This window comes from Calditrichota bacterium (genome assembly GCA_013151735.1).
Lineage (GTDB): Bacteria > Zhuqueibacterota > JdFR-76 > JdFR-76 > BMS3Abin05 > BMS3Abin05.
Genome location: JAADHR010000165.1, coordinates 1 through 21534, shown reverse-complemented (window position 1 = coordinate 21534; position 21534 = coordinate 1). Strand labels below are relative to the sequence as shown.

Genomic DNA, 21534 nt, shown 5'->3' with positions numbered 1-21534 from the left:
TGGTTCAATCATTAATAATGAAATCGAATACCAAAGATGAACGTTTTCAATTTGGCCCAATACACGTTATCGGATTCCGTCCGAAGAATCAGGGGATCGGAGACCTTGTCCGTTCCCACCTTATCCAGACGTCCGGTTTTGAAAAGATCATCGAAATAATCTTCACCGGCCTGGCCTCCCGGGGGATAGCGGTACTTGGTGTGGAGAAGATTGCTGGCATCCATGTACACTTCAATTCCTGCATTTCCAATTCTCATGTATTTTGAGAACCGGAAATTTGCCCAGTAGCGGGAAATTTCTTTAAACCGAATATTCGGATGGGCATCGCGGAAGGATTTTCTGGGGTGCTGAACATAATTTCCACCCTGGTAAAACATTTCCGCACTGATTGCCAGATTACCGAATAACCGGATCCCCTTGAATCGCGGACCCCAGTTATCCGGCACAGAGAAGGTGACCACGCCTTTTCCATGGGGAACGGATTCGGACAAATCGGGCCGGGGCACCCCTCTCAAAACCCCGTGAATTCCAACGGTGGGATCGTCTGTTACAATGGGGATGTCACTCAATCCGGGCACCGACAAATCGGCTTTGCTTTTTTCCGTAATCGTATAATTAAACCACCCGGTCAGGTATCGGCCGCTTACTTTTCGTAATTCGATTTCCAGACCCCGAATTTCCTGATAGCCGATTTGATCGGCCCACTCGCAAATCAAGCTCTGATCCGAATGGGCGTAAACCATTCCCCAGGCCATATCGCTGTAATCCTTGTAAAAGGCGCTAAAGTGGATCTGAAACAGGTTTCTCACATTTTGATCATATCCCACCTCGTAAGCGATGATTTTTTCAAATCCCATTTTTCCGTTGCCCATAAACTGCACCCGGGGGCGCTGGCCATCCAGAACGGTGGTAACCGCACCGGAAGTAGGCGGCATTTGAGCAAAATGCCCATAATTGAAATAGATTTTGCTGTTTTCGGTAAGCGGATGGGAAATACCGATCCGCGGACTGATATAAATTTTCGGGGTAGGCCGGAACGAGGGATACGCGCCCCGCACACCGCGATAGCCCTTGTTAAATTGTTTCATGGCATTGTAGATATCGCGGTCGGTATCGTAGAGAAGCACCAGGTCGATATTGGGGCGGTCGCTGTTCATATCGTAATAATTGAACCGCACGCCCACATTGGCCACCATGCCTTTGAATTCGATTTTGTCCTGCACGTACGCAGACAATTCATAAGGGGTTACGTGATTTTTTCTCTCAAAAACCTGAGTTGAATCCTCGTTGTGCCAGTGCAGCCGATTCTCATCAATTACATTGTAGTTTAATTCGAAGCCCGTCTTAATTTCATTCCAGTCGTTGATCTGATCCGTCATATTCCCTTTAATCTGGAGGCGATTGTTGTAGGAATCATCCCAGGTGTACGCCCCTCCGTACATTCGGTAATGCGAAACATTGTCGTCGACGCCTCTTTCCTTGGGAATCCAGCCGGAATGGGGATCGTAGTACAATCGGCCATGGAAATAGCGGCCATCTTTCGCCCGTGCAGAATCGGGACGCTGCATGTGCCATTTGATCCGGAAAAAATTGGCACTTAATTCATAAAACAACCGCGAGCTTACCGTGTGGGTGAGTTTGAGCCCGCCAATTCCGGCATACCGCGTAATAATCGGTTTTGCAAAGGGATAATACAAATTCACGCTGCCGCCGCTGTACGAAATGAGACTTTCGTCCCGCCATTTACTGGTGGGTTCCCGATCGGTAACCGAGCGCGTACGTGAAAGGATGCCATCGGTGGTCAATTTCATATTGGGAGAGAGCGTTGTAACCAATTTGAGTGATCCGACCAGATCACCGTAGTGCGTTACGGCCTGTGCGAGATTGAGCGGATGGAATTCGTACCGAAAACCTGCCAGATAATTGGTTCGAATCGGCAGAACAGGAACTTTCCCGGACAGCGACATATTGACATTGTGTCCGGCCAGGTTTCCGTATTTAATGGGCCGGTGCCGCCATTTCCACAGTTCGTATGCTTCTTTCGGGGTTAAATCATTATCCGGATTGTTATCATTCATCAGGTCCTGGGAATATTTATTCCAGCCTTCCCAATATTTCCAGATGCCGGTTCGCCCTTCGCGCAGAAAAAGGCTGTCGCCTTCAAAGGCGTGGGGGCCGTCCATCAGGCGCCATTCCCATCGGCTCTGGCGGGAGTACCAACTGCGTCCGTAATTGGGCCGATGCGGCGGGTCATACTGGTAATCGATTGAAAAGGTGGTTCGATCGCCGGGCGTTTTCGTTACAATATTGATAATCCCCGAACGAGCCTCTCCGTATTCGGCGTTGAACCCGTTTCGCATAATCTTAATTTCCTGCACCACCTCCGGGTTGATGGCAATCACAGGGCGGTTGAATTTCTGATCCACCATGGACATCCCATCCACCATGTAGCCCACCTCCATGGTTTCACCGCCGCGGATGGAAATCTCGCTCTGAACAATATTTCCTTCCACGCCGGCCTGCAGCCCGATCACATCATCCACACGATTGGCAAAGGGCGTGTCTTTGTAATCCTTGGGTGTGACGTAGTTTTCTGTCCCGGAGACGTCCAATTGAATGGGATCGCGTTTTGCTTCCACCACCAGTGATTTTCCAATCTGCAAAACGGTCGGTTTTAGCCGGAAGTTGATTCGGGTGGTTCGGTCTACATTGACCACGACTTTCTCCCGAATCATCGGCTCAAAACCTATCATCATGGCCTTAACCGAATAGATGCCCGGAGGAACATGCAAAATAATAAAATCCCCATTTGTTGAGGTTGCCGCTCCCAGATTGTAGTCTGACCGGTGCGCAATATTACCGGACCAGACCTTTGTAATAATCACATTTGCCCCGGGAAGGGGATCGCCAGTGCTGGCATCCCTCACCACCCCTCGGATTTTGCCGGTCGTGCCGGCATAAACACTCACACTGCCAAAAAGGATTAGTAATACGACCAATAATCCTTCCACACGTTTCTTCAAGGCTTTCATCTCCTCTCCAAGTTTACCGTTTTCCCTTATCCGCCGTCGGCGAATTTTACCTTATTTTATTGCTGCCCCGGTTCCCGTATTTTTTCAGAAGGTCCGGGGAATATGTATCTAAAACGATCCTCCCAGGGAGAACCGTAAGGGGGCATCGAAATAGCTTGAAAAATTGGAATACGCAATATCCAGCGTAATTTTTCGTCCGCCAAAACGCATTCGGAATCCAAGCCCGAGCGTGTAGTCTTCCGTGTCGTAATTAAATTTGTACCCTCCTCGCAGAGCCAATTTGTCCAGCAGCCATATTTCGGCCCCCACGTGGTAGCGGTCCCGGTAATCCGTAGCAAATGCACTTTCCGTTGAAACGGTTACATGAATAGGGGACCCCTCGTGTCCGATTGCGCTGATGGCGGTATTAATATTAAAATAGAGCGGGAGTTTAAACTTTTCCGACAGATACTTCACATCGGGTCCAAAATTTTTCATGGCCATGGCAATCACCAGATCACGAAATCCCGTGTAATAATACGTGGAGAAATCGGTCAGCCAGCCGCTGGCCTTATCCCTGTCGATTGTTTCCTCCACGAACTGCGTCTTAAATCCGAAGGAAAGCCGATCGGTCAATTTGACTCCGTAGGCCACAGCCACCGCCAGGTCGCCGACATGAACCATCCGACCGGTACCCTCGGGGTCGATAATCGTGGTTTCTTCAAAGTCAGGCGGTGCAAACGAAAGAAAACTTACCCCAAGCACACCGCGGCCCAAGGGGTGGGCCAGTGCAGCCGACATCAATTTAGATCCGACCATCCAGTTTGTCAGCCCAAAACCATATTCAAAATTTTGCACGTGGGTTAGGCCGGCGGGATTGTAAAAGATGGCATACGCATCATTGGCGATGGCCGTATAGGCATCCCCCATTCCTGCTGCGCGGGCGGCAGGACTGATTTTCAGGAACGTAAATCCTGCTTTCCCAAGCCGCTTAAAATCATTTCTCGCCCACAGAGAGGGGACCGCAGCAAAAAGCAGGAGTCCCGTCAAAACAAGCAAAAAGGCTTGTTTTCGATGGAGTTTTCCGCCCGAAGCGGATTGACGGTTGCCCGCCAGATATTTCCAAACGGATCGTTTTTCTACCGATGCTGGGAAATAAGATTTTACCATAGCCCAATCCTATCTTTAATGATTAAAACCGCCAGGAGCGGATCTAATGCGATTATTTACAGATTTAGATAACCTCCCCGTTTCCTGCGTTAGAGCGCCAATTTTGGCGAAGAAGGTTCTTCATTCCCTCGCGCTATTTTACAATAGCCAGGGTTCCTTTTTGTATTTTCCCCTTGCTTTCGGGATCCAGGGATTCCACCACCCAAAAATAGATACCGCTCACCACCGTACCCGAAAAGGAAATGGTATCCTGCCGCCAGGCATCCTCGGAGGAGTTGGCCGACCGGTGTTCCCGTTCGTAAATCAAGTCGCCCGAAGCAGAATAAATCCGGATCATGCAATGCCGCGGGAGGTTGGTGAAACGCAATTTGTACGGGTCTGCCGTATCCGGATAACGGTGCAGGTTGTCATGGTAATCCAGCCGGTACGGATTGGGAACGACGCGGATCGGTTTTTCCATTTTATTAAATTCCGGTGTGGAAATTTGAAACGGGGTCACGGCAATCATATTCTTCTGTTCAGGCGATGCATAGCCGCTCTCCAGAGAGGGTACGGGACCGTGATCGACTCCGTTGTGATCCACCCAATGGTCATGCCCCGAATCGTAGGTGCGGACACTGTAATAATAATTGTACCCGGCAAACGACAGTTTATCTGCGAATTGGTAGGTGTGCGTGGCAGCATCGTAATAGTTTGGATCCTTTGCGGGAATTTCCGCGGCCAATTCCCAGGGGCCGTAGTGCCAATTGTACGACGGAGGCCAGGATCGATACACGCGATACCCCCGCACATCTTTTGCCTCATCGCCGGAATAATCCGGGTCTTCGGCGCTTTCGGCCGTATCCTTCCAATGCACCACAACCTGACCCAAATCATTGTTCGTAAACCAGGTATTTACATCCGGCGGGGGATCGGGTAAATCGTATCCCATTTTATAGGCAAACTGCGCACGCCGGTAATTTCTAAAAATGGAATATTCTCCTTCCTTCATCTGCTTTCGGGCCTCAGGGGAAATCGACCATTTAAACTCATCCTTGTTCTCCCAATCGGCACCGGAGCCCCCCACAAAGGCCACAACAATTTTGGCCTTTTCGCCCGGCTCCAGATCGTAGGGTCCAAAAACAACGGCGTGGGTTACAAGCGTTGGATCCTCGGGATTGGGCTGGTAGCGCCCTCCGGACGTATCGGTTACCATCCGATACATTTGAGCGTCATTTTGCCGGGTTGCCGTGGGTTCATCAAAATCGTGTTGATCGGAATTCCCGCTGTGCCACCACTTTTCGGCAAAGGGCTGATCCGCCTGTTTGGGAGCCACGTAGGTTTCCGGATCGTTGACGAAAGGAGGCATTACATCGATTGGGCCAAAACCGATGTACTGGTAGGCCAGCAATTGATTTTCGACCTCTCCCTGCATTTCATTTTTCCCTCGACTGGCTATTGCCTCTTTGTAGGGCTGTCCCGTATCGTCCCACGGAGAACCGTACCAGTCGTCATCGCGCTGGTACGTAAAGACAAAATTTTTGTAAACATCGGTGCTTTCGGGGGTATCCGCCACATAGTTTGGCGCCTTGGTAAACCAGAAGCGATCGTCCTGAGCGGGTAATTTATTCACACGCCAATCCGTCCAGCCCATTCCGCCCCCGCTGGGCCATTGATGTCCGGCACTGTTGACACTAAAGCTGTTCATAAAGGCCAGATAGGTGTCTTTTAGGGAATGATTTCCATCATTGTAAAAAATAAGTTCTTCCAGAATAAAATCATCATAATCGGGATAACTCCAGGTGTAGGCTTTGCGAACCACCCGAAGCCCGGTTTTGGTTGTCCACTGGCTGATGATGATTTCCTCAGGGTAATTGTCATTCAGAATATATTTTCCGTAAGCATAATTGTGAATTTCCACCGGTTCATTATTAATGTTGTAATGATACGGAGAATAATTGCTTCTCATCAAATTCGGCCCGCTGGAATCGCCCAGAGCCGCTTCCGGACTATTGAAAATATCGTAGGCCTTGTCGCGAATATCCTGAGTCACATCTCTCGGACCGCTGTAAGAAACCATGGTATCGGAACCGTCGGCAACCGTTAAAATCCAGACACCTTCCCCTTTGGAATTCTGTGGATTACACACCCGGGGAACATCCAGAATATTGGGCTCGCCCTTAACAATGGCCTCCACATCAAACCAATATTCCATAAAATCGTTCGAAACACGGCCGGCATTTCCGGGATATTCCAGATCCGTCTGGTCATGATTGGAGTAGCTGGGGCGGTTTCCGCCTCCCTGCAGGCCATTGTTGCGAAAAGATGACCACAATTTTCCTCGTGTGGTGATTCTCGGATTGTATCCTGTTACCATATCGCGCTGTGCCCAAAGGTTCGGAACAGACCACAAAAGAAAAAAGATTAGAAATGAAAATACACCTGCATCTTTCAGCCTGTACATAATGCCCTCGATTTTAAAACATTAAGCGAATTCCCATCCGCATTGCTCGGGGAGATCCGTAATAGCGATAGTTCGCATAAAAATCGCCATATTCCTGATATTCTTTGTTGTCGGGGCGGGGACGGTCCATGCCCCACCGAACAAATTCACCCGGACCGTACATCGACTTAAACCCGCCGTCGTTGCGAAAATCCTTCTGGTTAAACACATTCACAATTTCCATATAAAAGGTGGGTTTCAGTTTTCCTTTCTGAAAGAGAATCTTTTCCAAACTCAAATCTGTACGTGTCGCCAAAGGGGCATTTCGCCACTCGGCCGTTTTTCCGATGGGTGAATAAAGATAAGGCACACCCGTGGACATTTTGTAAATAATGTTGAGACTTAGATCGCTCAGCAGTCCCCACGGGCCAAAATGGCTGGGCGTACCGATAAAGATCTGAGCCTTTCCGTAACTGCGGATATCCGCATTTGGCTTGGGGTCCTCTTCCGAAGCGCCCCAGAAATCCACGTGGTAGATTCCCGAATTCCCCAAAGGAACCGGATTCAGGCCAATGGCCCGCAGCGAATCCAAAAACATATTCGCTTTGTGTCCGTAACTGCGTGCCAAAAATGAAATCAGCTTCACCGGCTCTTCCGACCCGTCCTCCATCTTCTTGTAATTCATCCAGAACTTATTCACCGTAAAGGCAGAATCCGGGACGTAAAAATTGTCTGCCAGCCCGGCCTGTCCCTGAACGGCCCATTGCAGGTTGTACGCCAGGCGGAAGGAAAAATAATGGCTGAAACTCTTCCTCAAACTGAGCTCAAACCCCTGGATGTCTTCGTGAACACCATTGGACGCCTTGTGCGTAAATTTAAAATCAAACATCTGTTTGGCCGGATCCCACCAATTGACGTGCACACGCCCCGGACTGGTTACCTGATTGCTGGAACTCTTGTAGTAAGACGAAAGAGAGACCACGTACTCGCTGTAGAAATTCCAATCGAAACCCAATTCGAAGCTGATGGTTTTTTCGTATCCCAATTCCGGATTTCCGAAAAAGCCGTGAAGCGCACTGATGGTATTGTATTTTTCCGTCGGATCAATCACACCATTTCCGTTGATGTCCTTGTCCCGTTCCCCATAATTTTCCCAGCGCTCGGCGAACATGGTATAAAAACTGGGGAGCTGGTAAATGTGCCCGTAAAAGAAATGGATCATCGACCGATCGGTAATCGGGTGCGCCACACCCAGCCGGGGACTCCAGACAATCTTGGGCTTAATTTTACGAAGAAGTCCGAATTCACGCAATTTCTTGTAGTCAAACCGGGTAAAGGTGTTGAAAAAATAATCGGAAGCCCCCAGCGATACGGTGGCCGGGTAGTCAATATTGGGATCGAATCGATCCATTCGGATGCCCGCATTGACCACCAATCCCTTGTATTCCATCTTATCCTGAATGTACCAGGCATATTGCTGTGGCTTGATGGGAGATTTTGGCTTGTGATCTTTCCCGATATAGGTGAGATACCGCCGATCCAGAAAGTCATCATAGCCGATGGCCCAGACATTAAATCCCGTGTAATCGATTCCCGTTTTTACAAAATGGTGGTCGGTTACCTGGCTGGACAGGTCAAATTTAATTCCCAGACGTTTTCGCTGGGTTTCCACGTATGAATTGGCCTTGCGGGGCAGATTAAACCACCCCTCCAGATCCTTGCGAATCGGTGTTGTGGAATCGGGAACATCTTTGGATTTTTGCAAGGTCACATAATTTGAGATCCGTAATTCGTAGTACGTGCGCGGCGTAATCATGTGTGTCAGGGAAAAATATTCCATGTGATCGGTATACAGTGACTTCCCGGCAGAAGAGGAATTCATGGGAAGAAAAATATTTTTCCCGTTATCGCCCATGCTCTTGATTCCGCCCACCGAGGGGCCTGAATTAAACCCCCAATGATAGGAATACAGCCCCCCCAATTTGACGGAAATACTGGGGGTAATGGCATAAGAAAGCTTCCAGTTATTTTGCGTATTAAACGGTACATGTTTCAGGGGATTGATTCCGTGAATGGCTTCGTGGCTGTATTGGGTGCTTAAAAAGAATGACAGATTCCGAAAAATAGGCCCGGAAATACTCGCCTGCAGGGACTGACCCCAGAGGTTGACATAATCGACCCGCTTATGAATGACCTTTCCGGTAAGGCTGTCAATTTCACTTTCCCAGGCCGCATTGCCCCATTTCATGTGGTCCCGATGGATGGGGGCGTCGTAATAATTGGGTCCCCAATGATGCTGTCCCGGAAAGGAAAGCCCAAGTTCCATGGTGCCGTGGTACGTGTGTCCCCCCTCTTTGGTTACAATATTAATCACCCCGCCCTGAGCATTACCGTACTCTGCATTTAGTCCGCCTGTAATCACAGAAGCCGATTCAATGACATATTTATTCACGCCCGTAAAATTGTGTACGCCCAAACCGTCGCTGTTGATCATCCGAACCCCATCCACGTAGTAAGTGACATCGGCGGCAATATCATTCATATCTCCGCCGCGCACCATGCCCCGTCCATTCACATCCATACCGGGCTGCAAAGAAACAATATCTGCCACATTTTTCATCATCACGGTTTGCTGAATTTCTTTGGACCCCACCGTGTATTCGCTAAAGGTACGATCCACCTCCACCTTGGGTTTTTCTGCCGTGACCACCACTTCTTTCATTCCCAACACCTTGGGCATGAGTTTAAAATTCACAATGGTGGATCGGTCGGCTTGAACCATGACCCCGGTTTTCGTGAGTATTTCGAAGCCGATCATGCGTGCCGACACCTTGTAAACGCCCGGCGCCACAGAAAGAATAACATAGTTCCCCTTTGAATCGGTCGCTGCCCCCCGGTTCGTACCCACAAGGAGAACATTTACACCCGGCAAAGGCATTCCATTCTTATCAACCACCTTTCCCTGAATTTTGCCCGTCACCCCGGCATACGTTTGTACGCCAGGAAGTGTTAGCAAAATGGCCAAAACCGCGAACCATCGTATTTTTTTCATAGAAACACCCTGTTTCTTAAAAAGGCTTCTTCGGATGGATTGGTACAGAAAGAATCTCCGGAGAGCGGCGCCCCCCGGAGATCTGAATATAACCTATATGCATTCGGGAAACGGTTCCCTATTTCATCAACAACATCTTTTTGGTTTGTGAAAAATCCGCTGTTTCCAATTTGTAGAAGTAAATTCCGCTGGGCATGTTCCGGGCATTCCAACGGGCTTCATGTGAACCGGCGGATAAAACACCATTTACCAGATCGGCAACCTGCCTTCCCTGAGAATCAAAAACCTTCAGGCTGACTTCTCCTTCTTTTTTCAGACTATACCGAATGGTCGTTTCGGGATTAAACGGATTGGGATAATTTTGTTCCAGGGAATAATCGGTCACAACCGATGCCGGTTTTTCGGAAACCGATGTTGCGGGCGGTTCTTCGTTGTAATACACATCATCGATGTGAACTTTGGAGGAATCATCGTTAAATGCACCCACCAAAATCAATGTTGGACTGGGATTCGCCACCGTTGTTTGCGTGTAGGTCACGTCGGCTGTATCTCCGGGTGCCCCGCCATCCGGATAAACCCAAACCGAAATGGTGGATCCGTCGAATTTAATTTTCTCCCAGTAATACTGATCGTACACAATTGCGGGATTCACATTGCCTGCTTTTGTGCTGTTTTCTGCAAAATAGAAAATACCGATGGCGTTGTCTTTGGGAACCGACGCCACCGTGTAAACATTCAGATTGCTCATGAAGTCAGGATCAATGGCAATAACAACATGGAATTGATCATCATTGTCTTCTGTGCCTTCGGTCGTAATTTTAACCTTTACATAAACCTCACAATTCGTGGGGGTAATCACCGCATTAGGGTCTATGCTCTGGTCAATCTGAATCCAGCTTGTGATATTCCCAAAGGGATCCTGTGCACCGGTCAATTGCATTTCACCATTTTGAACAACAGCTGTACCCCAACCCCACCATTGCCAGGTCATATCACTTTTTATTTTTGCATTGGCGTCCGGCGTTGCGGGTTTTGTAAAACTTTCATGCCATTGAGCATTCACATTCCCAAAAGCAAAAACGAATCCGATTAGGACGAAAATACGTAGCAATTTCTTCATGATGGACCCTCCTCATTTTGTTTTTTGATTCGTGGCAGTAAATCACAAATTCCGTTTCCCCCGAAAAAATCAGCCGCCTCCTTTTCCTAAATGACAGATCATATTTTCCCATTCGTTACGCAAATTAAACTGCTTTTCGATTTTGGCATAATTTGGGTGACCAATCCGATTAAAATTTCAAGGTCTCAAAACCAAAAAAGCACACCCATCCGAACAGACAGGAATTGAATAGGGGTAATTTCCGAGAACCCCCAATCCTCAAACGGACGCATATAGCCAATGATCGCATGATAATTGAGTTGGACGTGAGCCTTTATTCTCTGGGCAACCGGCATTTCCAGTCCGGCGCCTGCTGTCGCGCCCCAGGCCACCCGTCGATCAGAGACCGGTTCCATCAGGAAATTTAAATCGATTGGCTGACGGGGTTGTCCCGGATAAATCAATCCGCTGACGTGATGGACATAATTATACAGTCCCGTTCCGAAAACCGAGTATGGAATAATGGATTTTCCAAGAAGCTGAAAGGATTTTCGGGAATAGAATTGGCGAACACTGATAATAAAATCATTCCATATCATGTGGGCAGAGGCTTTCGGGCTGGCATAAAACTGGTCGTCAACAAGCCATTGGAATTTGCGTTTTTCAATACTCCCGTGGGTAAAATGTTGGTAATGAAATTCAAAACAAATCTCCACATTTTTGCGATACTGATAGACGGCCTGAATGCCGACCTGAGGAGCAGACTTGTACCAATGGCTCAACGCCATAATGGGCATACCCAGCCCGCTGACAACAGCCACTCCATATTTTTGAGTAGAATAGTGAGGAGTTTGTGAAAAGCCCGGGTGCAAAATGAATAAAGACAGGAACCCTGTTAAGACTATTATTTCCATCTTTTTCATGCAACAACTCCTTGGAATGATATTTTAAGACTCAATCCGTTTAACAGAGCTACGTGTTACAAAATTGGTTGCCAAACGGACCACCGTGGCCGGTGCCTTGGGATTTTCTATAGCCATAATTAACAGGCGAAAAGCCTCTTTTCCAATACGTTCGAGGGGATGAGCAATAACCGTGAGGGGAGAAATCAGATAAGGGGAGGTGTGCATATCGGCAAATGCAATAATTGAGATATCGTCGGGAATCCTCATATTCTTTTCCAGAATGGCCCGAATGGCCCCAATTGTAATCAGGTTTCCCGACGTCAGGAGGGCTGTCGGACGATCCTTCCCATCGAGGATTTCCCGGGTTCCCTGATACCCGCTGTCCAGAACAAATCCGCCGGGAGAAATCCACTGGGAGCGCACCGGGATGCGATTATCTTCCAGGCACTTCTTGTATCCCTCCAGGCGATTTTTGATGGTGTAAATATTGGGTCGGCCGCTGATAAAACCGATATTTTGATGCCCATTGTCCACAAGATACTGAGTGGCTTTATAAGCATCCCCCAGATTATCGGTAATGACCGCATGTGTTTCCAGATCATCAAAAATGCGGTCGACAAGCACCACCGGGAAGTTTTCTTCCTTTAGTTCCAGCAGGTGGTCGGTTTCATCCTGGGCCGGCACCAAAATCAGACCGTCAATGCGCTTGCTGATCAGCATTTGAACGGAGTCGATCTCGCGTTTCTGATCCTCATTGGTACTGCAAAGGATAACACTGTAGTTATGACGATAGGCTTCCTGTTCGATGCTTTTGGAAATCCGTGAGAAAAATGGGTTGGAAATATCCGGGACAATGAGGCCGATGGTGTGTGTTTTTTTTAGTCGAAATCCGCGGGCAATTTCATTGGGCCGATAGTTTAGTTCTTTGGCAACTTTTTCAATTTTGTCGATGGTTTCTTTTCGGATATGGTAGATTTCAGCCTTGCCCGTAAGAACCCGGGAAACGGTAGAAGGGTGAACACCTACCCTGCGAGCAATGTCTTTGATCGTAGCTCTCAAAACACACGTCTTCTTTTGTTTGATCACGTGAACGAATTGCCGTAATCAACACTGGCAATCGATTGTGCACCTAATTTAAAAAACAATGCAGTGATTGTCAAGCATTTTTTTATTTTTTTGCACGGGATTTGGAACAAATACCATTCAAATTCATGCGGGTTGGCTTCCTCTCCAACCTATTGCCGTTTTTTTTCCTTCTCAATTTCTTTTGTAAAATGCTTATACAGCCAATACGTTACAACGAATGAAATAATAAAAACCAACCCCGGGAAAATGTATCCGAAAATGGGCGCGCCATAGCGATGAAACGCCGAGGTCTGTAATAAAATAGCCAGCATATCGTTTTCCTTTATTTATGAGATTCTTTTTTATTTTTCTTGTAGTAAATCCATGCAAAAATAAGTCCCAGAAAAGAAGCCACATAGGCAATGGACATTCCAATCACAACCATAAATCCTTTACTCATGATTCCTCCTCCCACCGTTCAATCTTTTCAAGCTCTTCCAGGTATTCCCGCTGTTTCTTATCATAATCAGCAGAGAGAACACTCAATTTGGGATCGATAATATAAAACATCAAAGCTGTTGTCACAATTCCAAAAAAAAGAATCACATATCCCCAGACAAAAAGCAGTAATGAAAGTGCCGCCCCGAGTGTCAGAAAAACAAAAGCAAGGACAGAGAGAATGATGGCATACCAATCTTCCTTGGTCCATTCATCGGCCTGGGCAGGCGTCCATTTACGACGGATTAGACTCATATTAACCTCCTCATTTTGGTCTGCAAACAAAATCTTTTCATAAGAAAATGTCCACGAGTGAACTGAATTTTCGTGAAAGTATTTTTATTGAAAATAACGACGATTCGTTTGTACAGAAATCAGGCCTTCACGCGTCCTAAAAAAAGACCTTCTTCTGCACCATCGTGAATCTAAGCCTCGGAGACACTGATTTTTTCAAACATTTTGCGCCGCTCCTGAATCAGGCCCCGCCGCTCCGCCTCTTTGCGAACGGGACCCCACCACCCAATGGGGCGCGACATCACATAATATTTTACCAGGCGGTTCATATCGTCCGGTTTCGTAAGAAACGTCACAGGAATGTACACCAGCGCTCCGAGAACAATCAGAGCCCAAAATTGCAGGTAATCCGGCAAATCGGGAATCACATGAAAAGCCGGAAGAATCCACACCACCAGCCAGCTGAATCCCAAGTTAGCAATCCAGGAGGCTAAATAGCCCCAGGCATTAAACCGCCACCAGACAACCTGCAGGATGTTGGGCAGCCACACGCCTGCCGCCATAATCCAAAGGGCAAAGATTAACCACTTGGTAATTTCTTCCATCATCAGGCCGTAAAGAAACGAGCCGAGCAAAAGAATCAGCGTGGAGATCCGGCCGGCCCAGACCAGCGTTTTTTCCGAGGCCTTGGGATTCACATAATGGTGGTAAATATCGCGTGTCAGATACATGGCCCCCAGATTAAGCTGCGTTGAAATACTGGAAAAGTGGATGGCCAGAATGGCGGCAAAGAAAAACCCCAGCATGCCGGCCGGGAGAAAATCGAATCCCAACCGGTACCAGCCCATCTCGTATTTGGCCTGACTTGAGATGTTGGGAAACATCACGTAAAACGCCAGAATAGCCACCGCCCACATGGAATTGCGAATCAGGTTCAGCACACTGCCCGCCCAGATGCTGTACGAGGCGTGTTTCACATTTTTGGCAGACTGGATACGCTGGGCTTCCACATACCAGTCGATGCTCGTGCCCATTCCGAATCCGCCCAGAATGGCGACAAACAGCATGGTCACGAACCAGGCGGAGGGGAAATCTCCCGAAAACCATCCGGTAAATGAAAAGGGATTCAGGCGCCATGCCTCACCCATGGTGTGAAGTTTCGCCACAATGGCATGAGGTCCACCGGCCGCAAACATACCCCAGAGAGACACAATCACAATCACAAAAAAGGCAATGATTCCCTGCTGAAAATCGGCCATCACCACTCCCCAATATCCGGCAGCCAGCACGTAAATAGCCACGATGGACGAAAAGACTACCAGTCCAATCCAGGTGGGCCATCCGAAGGCGTAATTGCAGACCTTCCCCATGGCAATGCCGACCCATCCCATAATAAACATGTTCATAAAAACCTGCCAGCCGGCCACCCAGCCTCGCAGAAGCTCGCTCCCCAATCCGCTAAACCGCAGGCTTTGCCATTCCGCCTGGGTGTACGCAAGGGACCGGCGGAAAATCCGGGTGGAAACAAAGGAGCTGATAGCCGCCCAGGCCGAAAAAAAGGTGTACCAGATCCCCGCCAGACCGTAGCGGTAAATTACTCCCGTCACCCACATGGGCGTATCGGTGGCTGTGTGAGTCGCGTACACGGAGGCCGCCGGCAGCCACCAGGGCAAGCCTCGTCCAGCCAGAAAGAAATCGGCCTCGGAACGCTTTCCAAGCCGGTAAAACAGAACACCGCAACCAACCATCAACACAATAAACGAAATTAACCACACCCAGTCAATCACTGCGAACTTGACCATAGAATCCTCCTTAGCACTCAGTCGTTTATTTTTTGGGATTTCAATTGCTACGTGTTCATTATGAATTCGTGGCTAAAATTGTCTGGCTCCGATCCTCTCTTCCAGATTCGCCAGTCGTTTCTGAATGGCCCCGGCGTCTTTGGCGCCCACGGCAGATTCCAGATACAGCTTGTAATTCTGAATAGCCCGCGGGTAATCTTTTTGACTCTCGTAGAGACGGCCCAGAAGTTTGTACAACAATGGCGTGCCGGGTTCCAGTTTACGTGCGGTTTCTAACTCTTGAATCGCCTTTTGCGGTTGACCGATCTTCCAATACGCCAGACCCAGATTGTAATGGGCATCGCTGTACTCGGGATCAATTTTCACCGCTTTTTCCCATTCCGAAATCGCTTCCGTGTACGATTGGTCCCTTTGCAGGTAGGCAAATCCCAGATTGTACTGGGCCTCCACAAGTGTCGGATCCCTTTTGAGGGCCGCCTTTAATTCTTCAATGGCCGCATCCCACTTCTTCTGGTACAGATAGGCCAACCCCAGATTTGCACGGGCCTCCGGGCTTTTGGGATTCAATCGCAGCGCAAATTTCAACCGTTGTTCCGCTTCCGCCAGTTTGCCCTCTCCCAGAAGCCGAACCCCCAATCGCACCTGATTTTCCCAATCCTCCGGCGTCCGTTCCAGGTGCATTTTGAGGGCTTCCTCCTGAATCCGGTCATCTTTGATCAAATATGCCGCATCCTTGTCGTCCGGGTTGATGGCCAGTGCCTTCAAATAATTCACGCGGGCACGCAGGTGTTCCCCACGAAGGGATTGAATTTGTCCCTTCCAGATGTAGGACGAGGCCTGATAAAATCGATTCAATGTGTTGCGAACAGAATCGGGATTATCGCCGGACGGAGCAATATCTTTCACAAAAGGCGCAACCGGTGTGCGATAGGCCAGAGCTGCTTCCAGATTTTTCGCCCAAACCGCTTCGTCCGACCCTTCTACGCGCGGGGCATCAAACTCTAAAATAGGGTGGTCGTCCGTGTGCACCGGAACGTTTTTCGTGAAGGCCGCGGCGGCCTTTTCGTCCAAAACGAAGGCATCTAAAATCGAAAAAATATCGCCCATGTGAATGTCATCCAGACTGGCTTTGATCTCCGGATCGGCCAGTTTTTTCTTCATCAGGGTGTAATCAATCGACAGGGGAGCCTCTTTCTTCCACCCGACCAACAGGGCGTGCCGGTTGCGGCAATTGTTTGCAATCCAAACGGAACAGTGAGGGAAAACGGTTTGAAAGGATTTGATAATTATTTTGAAATCACGCAGCGGCAGCCCGAAAAGCGGAAACCAACTGGACATGATTCCGTCATCGGCCAGCTTGGACCGACAGTATCGAAAATAATCCACCGTGTACAAACTGGCATTATGGCTCACATTCGGGTGAATCGAATCGTTCATAATAATATCGTAGACCTTTTGTGTGAGCATGGCATAATTGCGCCCGTCCATAATGACCTTGTGAAAAATCGGATTGCGGAAAATCCCCCCGTTAATGGATTCAAAATAGATGGCCGCCCGAATAACCTCGGGACTAATTTCCACGCCTTCAATCGCCTGAACCGGATAAAGGCTGACAATGTGCCCTGTTTCACCCGTTCCAAAGCCCACCTGCATCACACGTTTGGGATGAGGATGCAGCAGCAGCGGGATGTGTCCCTGGAGGACCTGCGTGGTGCGCATGTCAAAATCCGTGCCCGCCACCTGCACGTTGTTGGTGTAAATACTGCGCTTCCCGCCGGAATATTCGTGAACCGTAACGGTGCTGGTTATTCCTTCATCGTAATAAATGATTTTACTATTTTTATGGGAGATGTTAAAGACGCTCAGAAAAAGATCTTTGGGAATCCAAAGCAGGGCCGCGGTGTAGAGGGCGGCCGTTACTCCCACAATCATCCAGCGAAGCCTGCGGGCCTCCCGCAGGGGCTGAAACACAATCAACAGGGCAATCCCAAAATTGATCGCGGCAACCAGCATCAAACTGTTCTGTGTACCCAGTGCCGGAACCAGCACAAATCCCGCCAGAAGAGATCCGAGAACACCGCCGAGTGTGTTGGCGCTGTAAATCATCCCCACATCTTCGCCCACGGAATCTATCTTCCGGGTAAAAATCCGCACGGCCAGAGGGAAGGTGGCGCCCATCAGCGTGGTGGGAATCAGCATGACCACCAGCGCCACAAAAAGCTGAACCAGGTTCCACCGCCACCAGAGTAAAACGCCCACGGCGTGCACGGCCCAATCGAAAATACCAACGGATTTTCCAAGAATCATGAGCGAGAAAAAGCCGAACACGCCCAACGTGGCCTCCAATCCGGCAAACCACAGGAGCGGGTTTTTCAAGCGATCCACAACCCTTGCCATAAGCCAGCTTCCGAACGCAATCCCCACAAGAAAACTGAGAAGCATGATGGTGAAGGCATAAGTGGACGCCGTCAGCAGAAAAACCAAAAGCCGATTCCAGAGCACCTCGTACGCAAGTGCGGCCATTCCTGAGAGAAACATTCCGGCTACAATAATCCTCTGAACATTCAGGCCGGACAATCGTTTTTTCCCGGAGAGAGACGCCATGCCCTCCTGTTGAACAGGACGTTTTTCTTCGGCGGTTTGTGCAGATAGAACCCAGAAAATAACCATCGCGATAAGCAGATTAACCGCACCGGCGGCGTAAATGGTTTCCTTAACGCCCAATTTTTCAATCATAAAAAAACCGGCTGCAAATGTGCCAGTAACAGCCCCCCATGTATTGACCGAATAGAGATTTCCGATGAAACGCCCCAGTCTGCCCCAGGCGGATGCCGTGCGGTTTGATTGAGGTTCGGATCCCTTCCGCTTTTTCGCAGATGGCGGGACAGTGGATTCTTCTCCCTTCGGCTGGCGCATAAAATATTTGGACAGAACCGGAAGGGTCCCCCCCATTAGCGTGGTGGGTACAATTAAAATCAAGCTGGCGAAGACAAACCGCACCAGAGCAAAAATAACGGGATTTTCGGGGAAGAGTTTAAAAATTTCAATGTAAACGGGATTGAGCAGGTGCAAAAGGGTGGGGATGAGAAAGGCAAAGAGGCCGATGCCCGCTTCCAGATTGGCGTAAAGGCGCAGCAGATTCTCCTGATGATCCGCCAGGCGGCCCAGGTAGTAACTGCCAAGCGCCAATCCCCCCATAAAAACGGCCAGAACGGTACTGGTTGCAAAAACGGTATTCCCGAACACCAGTCCGAACATGCGCGTCCAAACCACCTCGTAGATCAGGCTCACGGCTCCGGAAAAAAAGAACAGAAAAAGGATCAAACTTCTGGTTCGATCCCATCCCAAAGAGGGGCGTTTTTGTTCCGATTTTAGCCCGGATTTTTTATGATTTTGCACCAATTCACAGACTCCTGTTCACGACTTCCGAAAGGGCTGGATCCCCCGCGCTCCTGCCGATGGTACCAATACTCAATCTTCCCTTTTTTATTTGCGTATTCGCCGCATTTCTTTCTGCCGCTCATATGCGACAAAACACTTGGCTTTTAAAAATGGTTGTTTTTCCGCCGATATTGATCCGCAAAAACGGCGGCGATAATAATGCTGCCCATCAGAACCTGCTGCCAGAAGGCGGACACGTCCAGAAGGTTGCTGCCGTTGCGAATGACACCCATAATGAGTGCGCCCACCATTGCGCCCAAAATCTGACCCTCACCGCCGCTCAAACTGGCGCCTCCCACCACGCAGGCAGTGATCACATCCAGCTCGTAACCGGTTCCGGCCGTTGGTTGACCGGTGCTCAACCGGGACGCCAGGATAATACCTGCAATCCCGTACAAAAACCCGGCAAGTGTGTAAATCCAGATCAAATAGCGCCCCACGGGAATCCCCGACAAACGGGCGGCCTCCGTGTTTCCGCCGATAGCGTAAGTGTAGCGGCCGAAACGCGTATGAGCCAGCAGAATATGTCCCAGAACAGCCAGAACCGTCAACACAACCAGCGGAACCGGAATTACGCGGAAAACATGTCCGCCCCCCCAAAATTCAAAGGATTTGGGAAGTCCGAAAACGGGCACCCCATTTGTAAAAATCAGCGCCAGACCCCGCGCAATTCCCATTGTACCCAGCGTGGCAATAAACGGGGGCAAATGGCCTTTGGCAATCAGCACACCATTTACCCACCCGCCCAGGCCGCCGATGAGAATCCCCAGCAGAATGGCCGGGTACACGCCCAGGTGATGGGTCATGGCCTGAGTGGCAATGATCCCCGAAAGGGCCATGACACTTCCCACGGAAAGGTCAATGCCTGCTGTGATGATGATCATCATTTCCCCAATAGCCATGATGGCTACAACCGCCATTTGCAGCCCAATGGCAAAAAGGTTGTCAACCGTCAAAAAATAGGGCGATAAGACCGCCAGTCCCAGTGACAAAATTAACAGACTCAGCGCCGGAACTAATTTTCGAAGCAGAGTGTTATTCATGGTGTTGAATTTAATTCCCGATGCGTTTCGCCCGGGGAGAGTTTATGGGTGTTTTCACACATCTTTTGCTTTACGTGAAGAATCATGAAAACGATTGTTTTCAAATTATTCTCATAATACAAAAATCTGTTTTGAATTGCAAGGAATAAATGTCAGGCCGTCATTTTTTCATATGTGTAAATTCGTCGGAAGGCTGTTGAAGCATATTTGAGAGCATGGATTATTTATTTAGAATCAGGGAAATCAGGCATCGCTTCGTTCCCAATTCAACCCGACTTTTACACCATCCCCATCGCCAGTGCCATAACCTTTTCCTGTGTGGCGTCGGCACGAGTGACGTCACCGACAAGTTTGCCTTCGTGCATTACCAAGATACGATCACTCATTCCAAGAATTTCCGGCAGTTCCGATGAAATCATTAAAATCCCCATGCCGGATTTTACCAAATCATTCATAAGATGGTAGATTTCCTGCTTGGCTCCCACATCGATGCCGCGGGTGGGTTCATCAAAAATAAGAATTTTGGATTCGGTAAGAAGCCCTTTCGCCAGAACAACCTTTTGCTGGTTCCCTCCGCTCAGGAATTGTACGGGTTGGTTGATAGAAGGCGTTTTAATCCGCAGATCGTTGACCATTTTTTGAACCGCCCTCATTTCCTTTTTCGAAAGAATAAAACCCGAGCGGCTGAACTTTTTCAGGCTGGCCAGGGTTACATTTTCTCTGACAGAGGCCCCCATAACCAAACCCTGCCCCTTCCGATCCTCAGGAATCAGGGCAATCCCTGCCTTAATCGCGTCCATGGGGGAATGAATAGTCAGGGGTTTCCCCTCCAGCTCGAGCCTCCCGGAAGTTTTCGGTCCCAACCCCAGAATGGCTCGTGCCAATTCGGTTCGTCCGGAGCCGACCAGCCCCGCCAGTCCGACAATTTCTCCGGAACGAATTTCAAACGAAGCGTTTTTGAGTCGATTCCCGGATGACAAATGGGTCACCCGCAGCAAAATCCTTCCGGTGGATGCAGGCACTTTTGGGAATTCTTCGCCAAGTTCCCGGCCAACCATCAGACGCACAATCTCTTCCCGGCTGATTTCTGAAATGGGGCGGGTCGTAATCCACTCCCCGTCGCGCAAAATGGTGACGCGGTTGCAGATCTCAAAGATTTCCTCCAGGCGGTGCGAAATGTAAATGACAGCCATTCCGGTCTGTGAAAGGTCTTTAATTAGCTTAAACAAATGGGCCAGCTCATGTTCCGTAAGGGTGGCGGAGGGTTCGTCCATGACAATGAGCCGGGCTTTGTAGGAAAGCGCTTTTGCAATTTCAACCATTTGCTGCTGCGCGATACTGAGCTCCGAGACCCGGGCCTGCACATTGATATGAGCGTCGAGGCGCTCCAACAACTGGGCCGCCTGCATCCGCAGGGTCTTCCAATCAATAAGACCCACCTTCGATTTTACCGGCTCGCGTCCCAGAAAGATATTTTCCGCAACCGTCATTTCGGGCACCAGGTTAAATTCCTGGTAAATCATGCTAATCCCCTTTTTCTGGGCGTCTGACGGTCCGGAAAGTTGAATTTCCTGCCCATCCACAAACAGTTTTCCGGAGTCCATGGGTTCGGCACCCGCCAGTATCTTCATTAATGTGGATTTTCCGGCACCATTCTCCCCCACCAGGGCATGCACCTCACCGGCTTCAACGGCAAGATTTACGCCCTTCAGGGCCTGAACTCCCGGATAGGTTTTCACGATGTTTTTCATTTCAAGAAACGGCATGGGTTCATCTTCCAAAATCTTGTGTT

General features: G+C 49.1%; 13 protein-coding genes. All 13 read right to left on the bottom strand.

Features of this window, described 5'->3' with window-relative positions:
- Positions 1–11: 11 nt before the first annotated feature.
- Positions 12–3032 carry a TonB-dependent receptor gene (locus GXO76_11665; protein ID NOY78515.1) on the bottom strand — a complete coding sequence of 1007 codons (3021 nt, stop codon included), beginning with the start codon at positions 3030–3032 and terminating at the stop codon, positions 12–14.
- Positions 3033–3140: 108 nt separating this feature from the next.
- Positions 3141–4181, bottom strand: a complete 1041-nt coding sequence (locus GXO76_11660) for a UPF0164 family protein (protein NOY78514.1) — start codon at positions 4179–4181, stop codon at positions 3141–3143.
- Positions 4182–4314: 133 nt separating this feature from the next.
- The gene (locus tag GXO76_11655; protein ID NOY78513.1) at positions 4315–6624 is read right to left on the bottom strand and encodes a hypothetical protein; all 2310 of its coding nucleotides are present in this window, start codon (positions 6622–6624) and stop codon (positions 4315–4317) included.
- Positions 6625–6637: 13 nt separating this feature from the next.
- Positions 6638–9655: a TonB-dependent receptor gene (locus GXO76_11650; protein NOY78512.1), complete on the bottom strand. Its 3018-nt coding sequence runs from the start codon at positions 9653–9655 to the stop codon at positions 6638–6640.
- A 118-nt stretch (positions 9656–9773) separates the two neighbouring features.
- Positions 9774–10775 (bottom strand): T9SS type A sorting domain-containing protein, encoded by a 1002-nt coding sequence (locus tag GXO76_11645; GenBank protein ID NOY78511.1) that lies wholly within the window; start codon positions 10773–10775, stop codon positions 9774–9776.
- Positions 10776–10960: 185 nt separating this feature from the next.
- Complete coding sequence (locus GXO76_11640) at positions 10961–11677, bottom strand: hypothetical protein (GenBank protein NOY78510.1); 717 nt, start codon at positions 11675–11677, stop codon at positions 10961–10963.
- Between the two features lie 24 nt (positions 11678–11701).
- On the bottom strand, positions 11702–12718 hold the full coding sequence (locus GXO76_11635) for a LacI family transcriptional regulator (protein ID NOY78509.1): 1017 nt from the start codon (positions 12716–12718) through the stop codon (positions 11702–11704).
- Positions 12719–12894: 176 nt separating this feature from the next.
- A complete protein-coding gene (locus GXO76_11630; GenBank protein NOY78508.1) occupies positions 12895–13056 on the bottom strand; it encodes a hypothetical protein in 162 nt (53 codons plus the stop codon).
- A 124-nt stretch (positions 13057–13180) separates the two neighbouring features.
- The gene (locus tag GXO76_11625) at positions 13181–13477 is read right to left on the bottom strand and encodes a hypothetical protein (GenBank protein NOY78507.1); all 297 of its coding nucleotides are present in this window, start codon (positions 13475–13477) and stop codon (positions 13181–13183) included.
- 170 nt (positions 13478–13647) lie between these two features.
- Positions 13648–15258, bottom strand: a complete 1611-nt coding sequence (locus GXO76_11620) for a Na+:solute symporter (protein NOY78506.1) — start codon at positions 15256–15258, stop codon at positions 13648–13650.
- A 72-nt stretch (positions 15259–15330) separates the two neighbouring features.
- Complete coding sequence (locus tag GXO76_11615; protein ID NOY78505.1) at positions 15331–18657, bottom strand: tetratricopeptide repeat protein; 3327 nt, start codon at positions 18655–18657, stop codon at positions 15331–15333.
- Between the two features lie 146 nt (positions 18658–18803).
- Positions 18804–19742, bottom strand: coding sequence for an ABC transporter permease (locus tag GXO76_11610; GenBank protein NOY78504.1), 939 nt, complete (start codon positions 19740–19742; stop codon positions 18804–18806).
- 278 nt (positions 19743–20020) lie between these two features.
- Positions 20021–21508, bottom strand: coding sequence for a sugar ABC transporter ATP-binding protein (locus GXO76_11605; GenBank protein NOY78503.1), 1488 nt, complete (start codon positions 21506–21508; stop codon positions 20021–20023).
- Between the last annotated feature and the right edge of the window lie 26 nt (positions 21509–21534).

Bases quoted from the DNA above. Each gene is read 5' to 3' on its own strand.
- GXO76_11665 (NOY78515.1), bottom strand. From the start codon at position 3,032: ATGAAAGCCTTGAAGAAACGTGTGGAAGGATTATTGGTCGTATTACTA.
- GXO76_11660 (NOY78514.1), bottom strand. From the start codon at position 4,181: ATGGTAAAATCTTATTTCCCAGCATCGGTAGAAAAACGATCCGTTTGG.
- GXO76_11655 (NOY78513.1), bottom strand. From the start codon at position 6,624: ATGTACAGGCTGAAAGATGCAGGTGTATTTTCATTTCTAATCTTTTTT.
- GXO76_11650 (NOY78512.1), bottom strand. From the start codon at position 9,655: ATGAAAAAAATACGATGGTTCGCGGTTTTGGCCATTTTGCTAACACTT.
- GXO76_11645 (NOY78511.1), bottom strand. From the start codon at position 10,775: ATGAAGAAATTGCTACGTATTTTCGTCCTAATCGGATTCGTTTTTGCT.
- GXO76_11640 (NOY78510.1), bottom strand. From the start codon at position 11,677: ATGAAAAAGATGGAAATAATAGTCTTAACAGGGTTCCTGTCTTTATTC.
- GXO76_11630 (NOY78508.1), bottom strand. From the start codon at position 13,056: ATGCTGGCTATTTTATTACAGACCTCGGCGTTTCATCGCTATGGCGCG.
- GXO76_11625 (NOY78507.1), bottom strand. From the start codon at position 13,477: ATGAGTCTAATCCGTCGTAAATGGACGCCTGCCCAGGCCGATGAATGG.
- GXO76_11620 (NOY78506.1), bottom strand. From the start codon at position 15,258: ATGGTCAAGTTCGCAGTGATTGACTGGGTGTGGTTAATTTCGTTTATT.
- GXO76_11610 (NOY78504.1), bottom strand. From the start codon at position 19,742: ATGAATAACACTCTGCTTCGAAAATTAGTTCCGGCGCTGAGTCTGTTA.
- GXO76_11605 (NOY78503.1), bottom strand. From the start codon at position 21,508: ATGCCGTTTCTTGAAATGAAAAACATCGTGAAAACCTATCCGGGAGTT.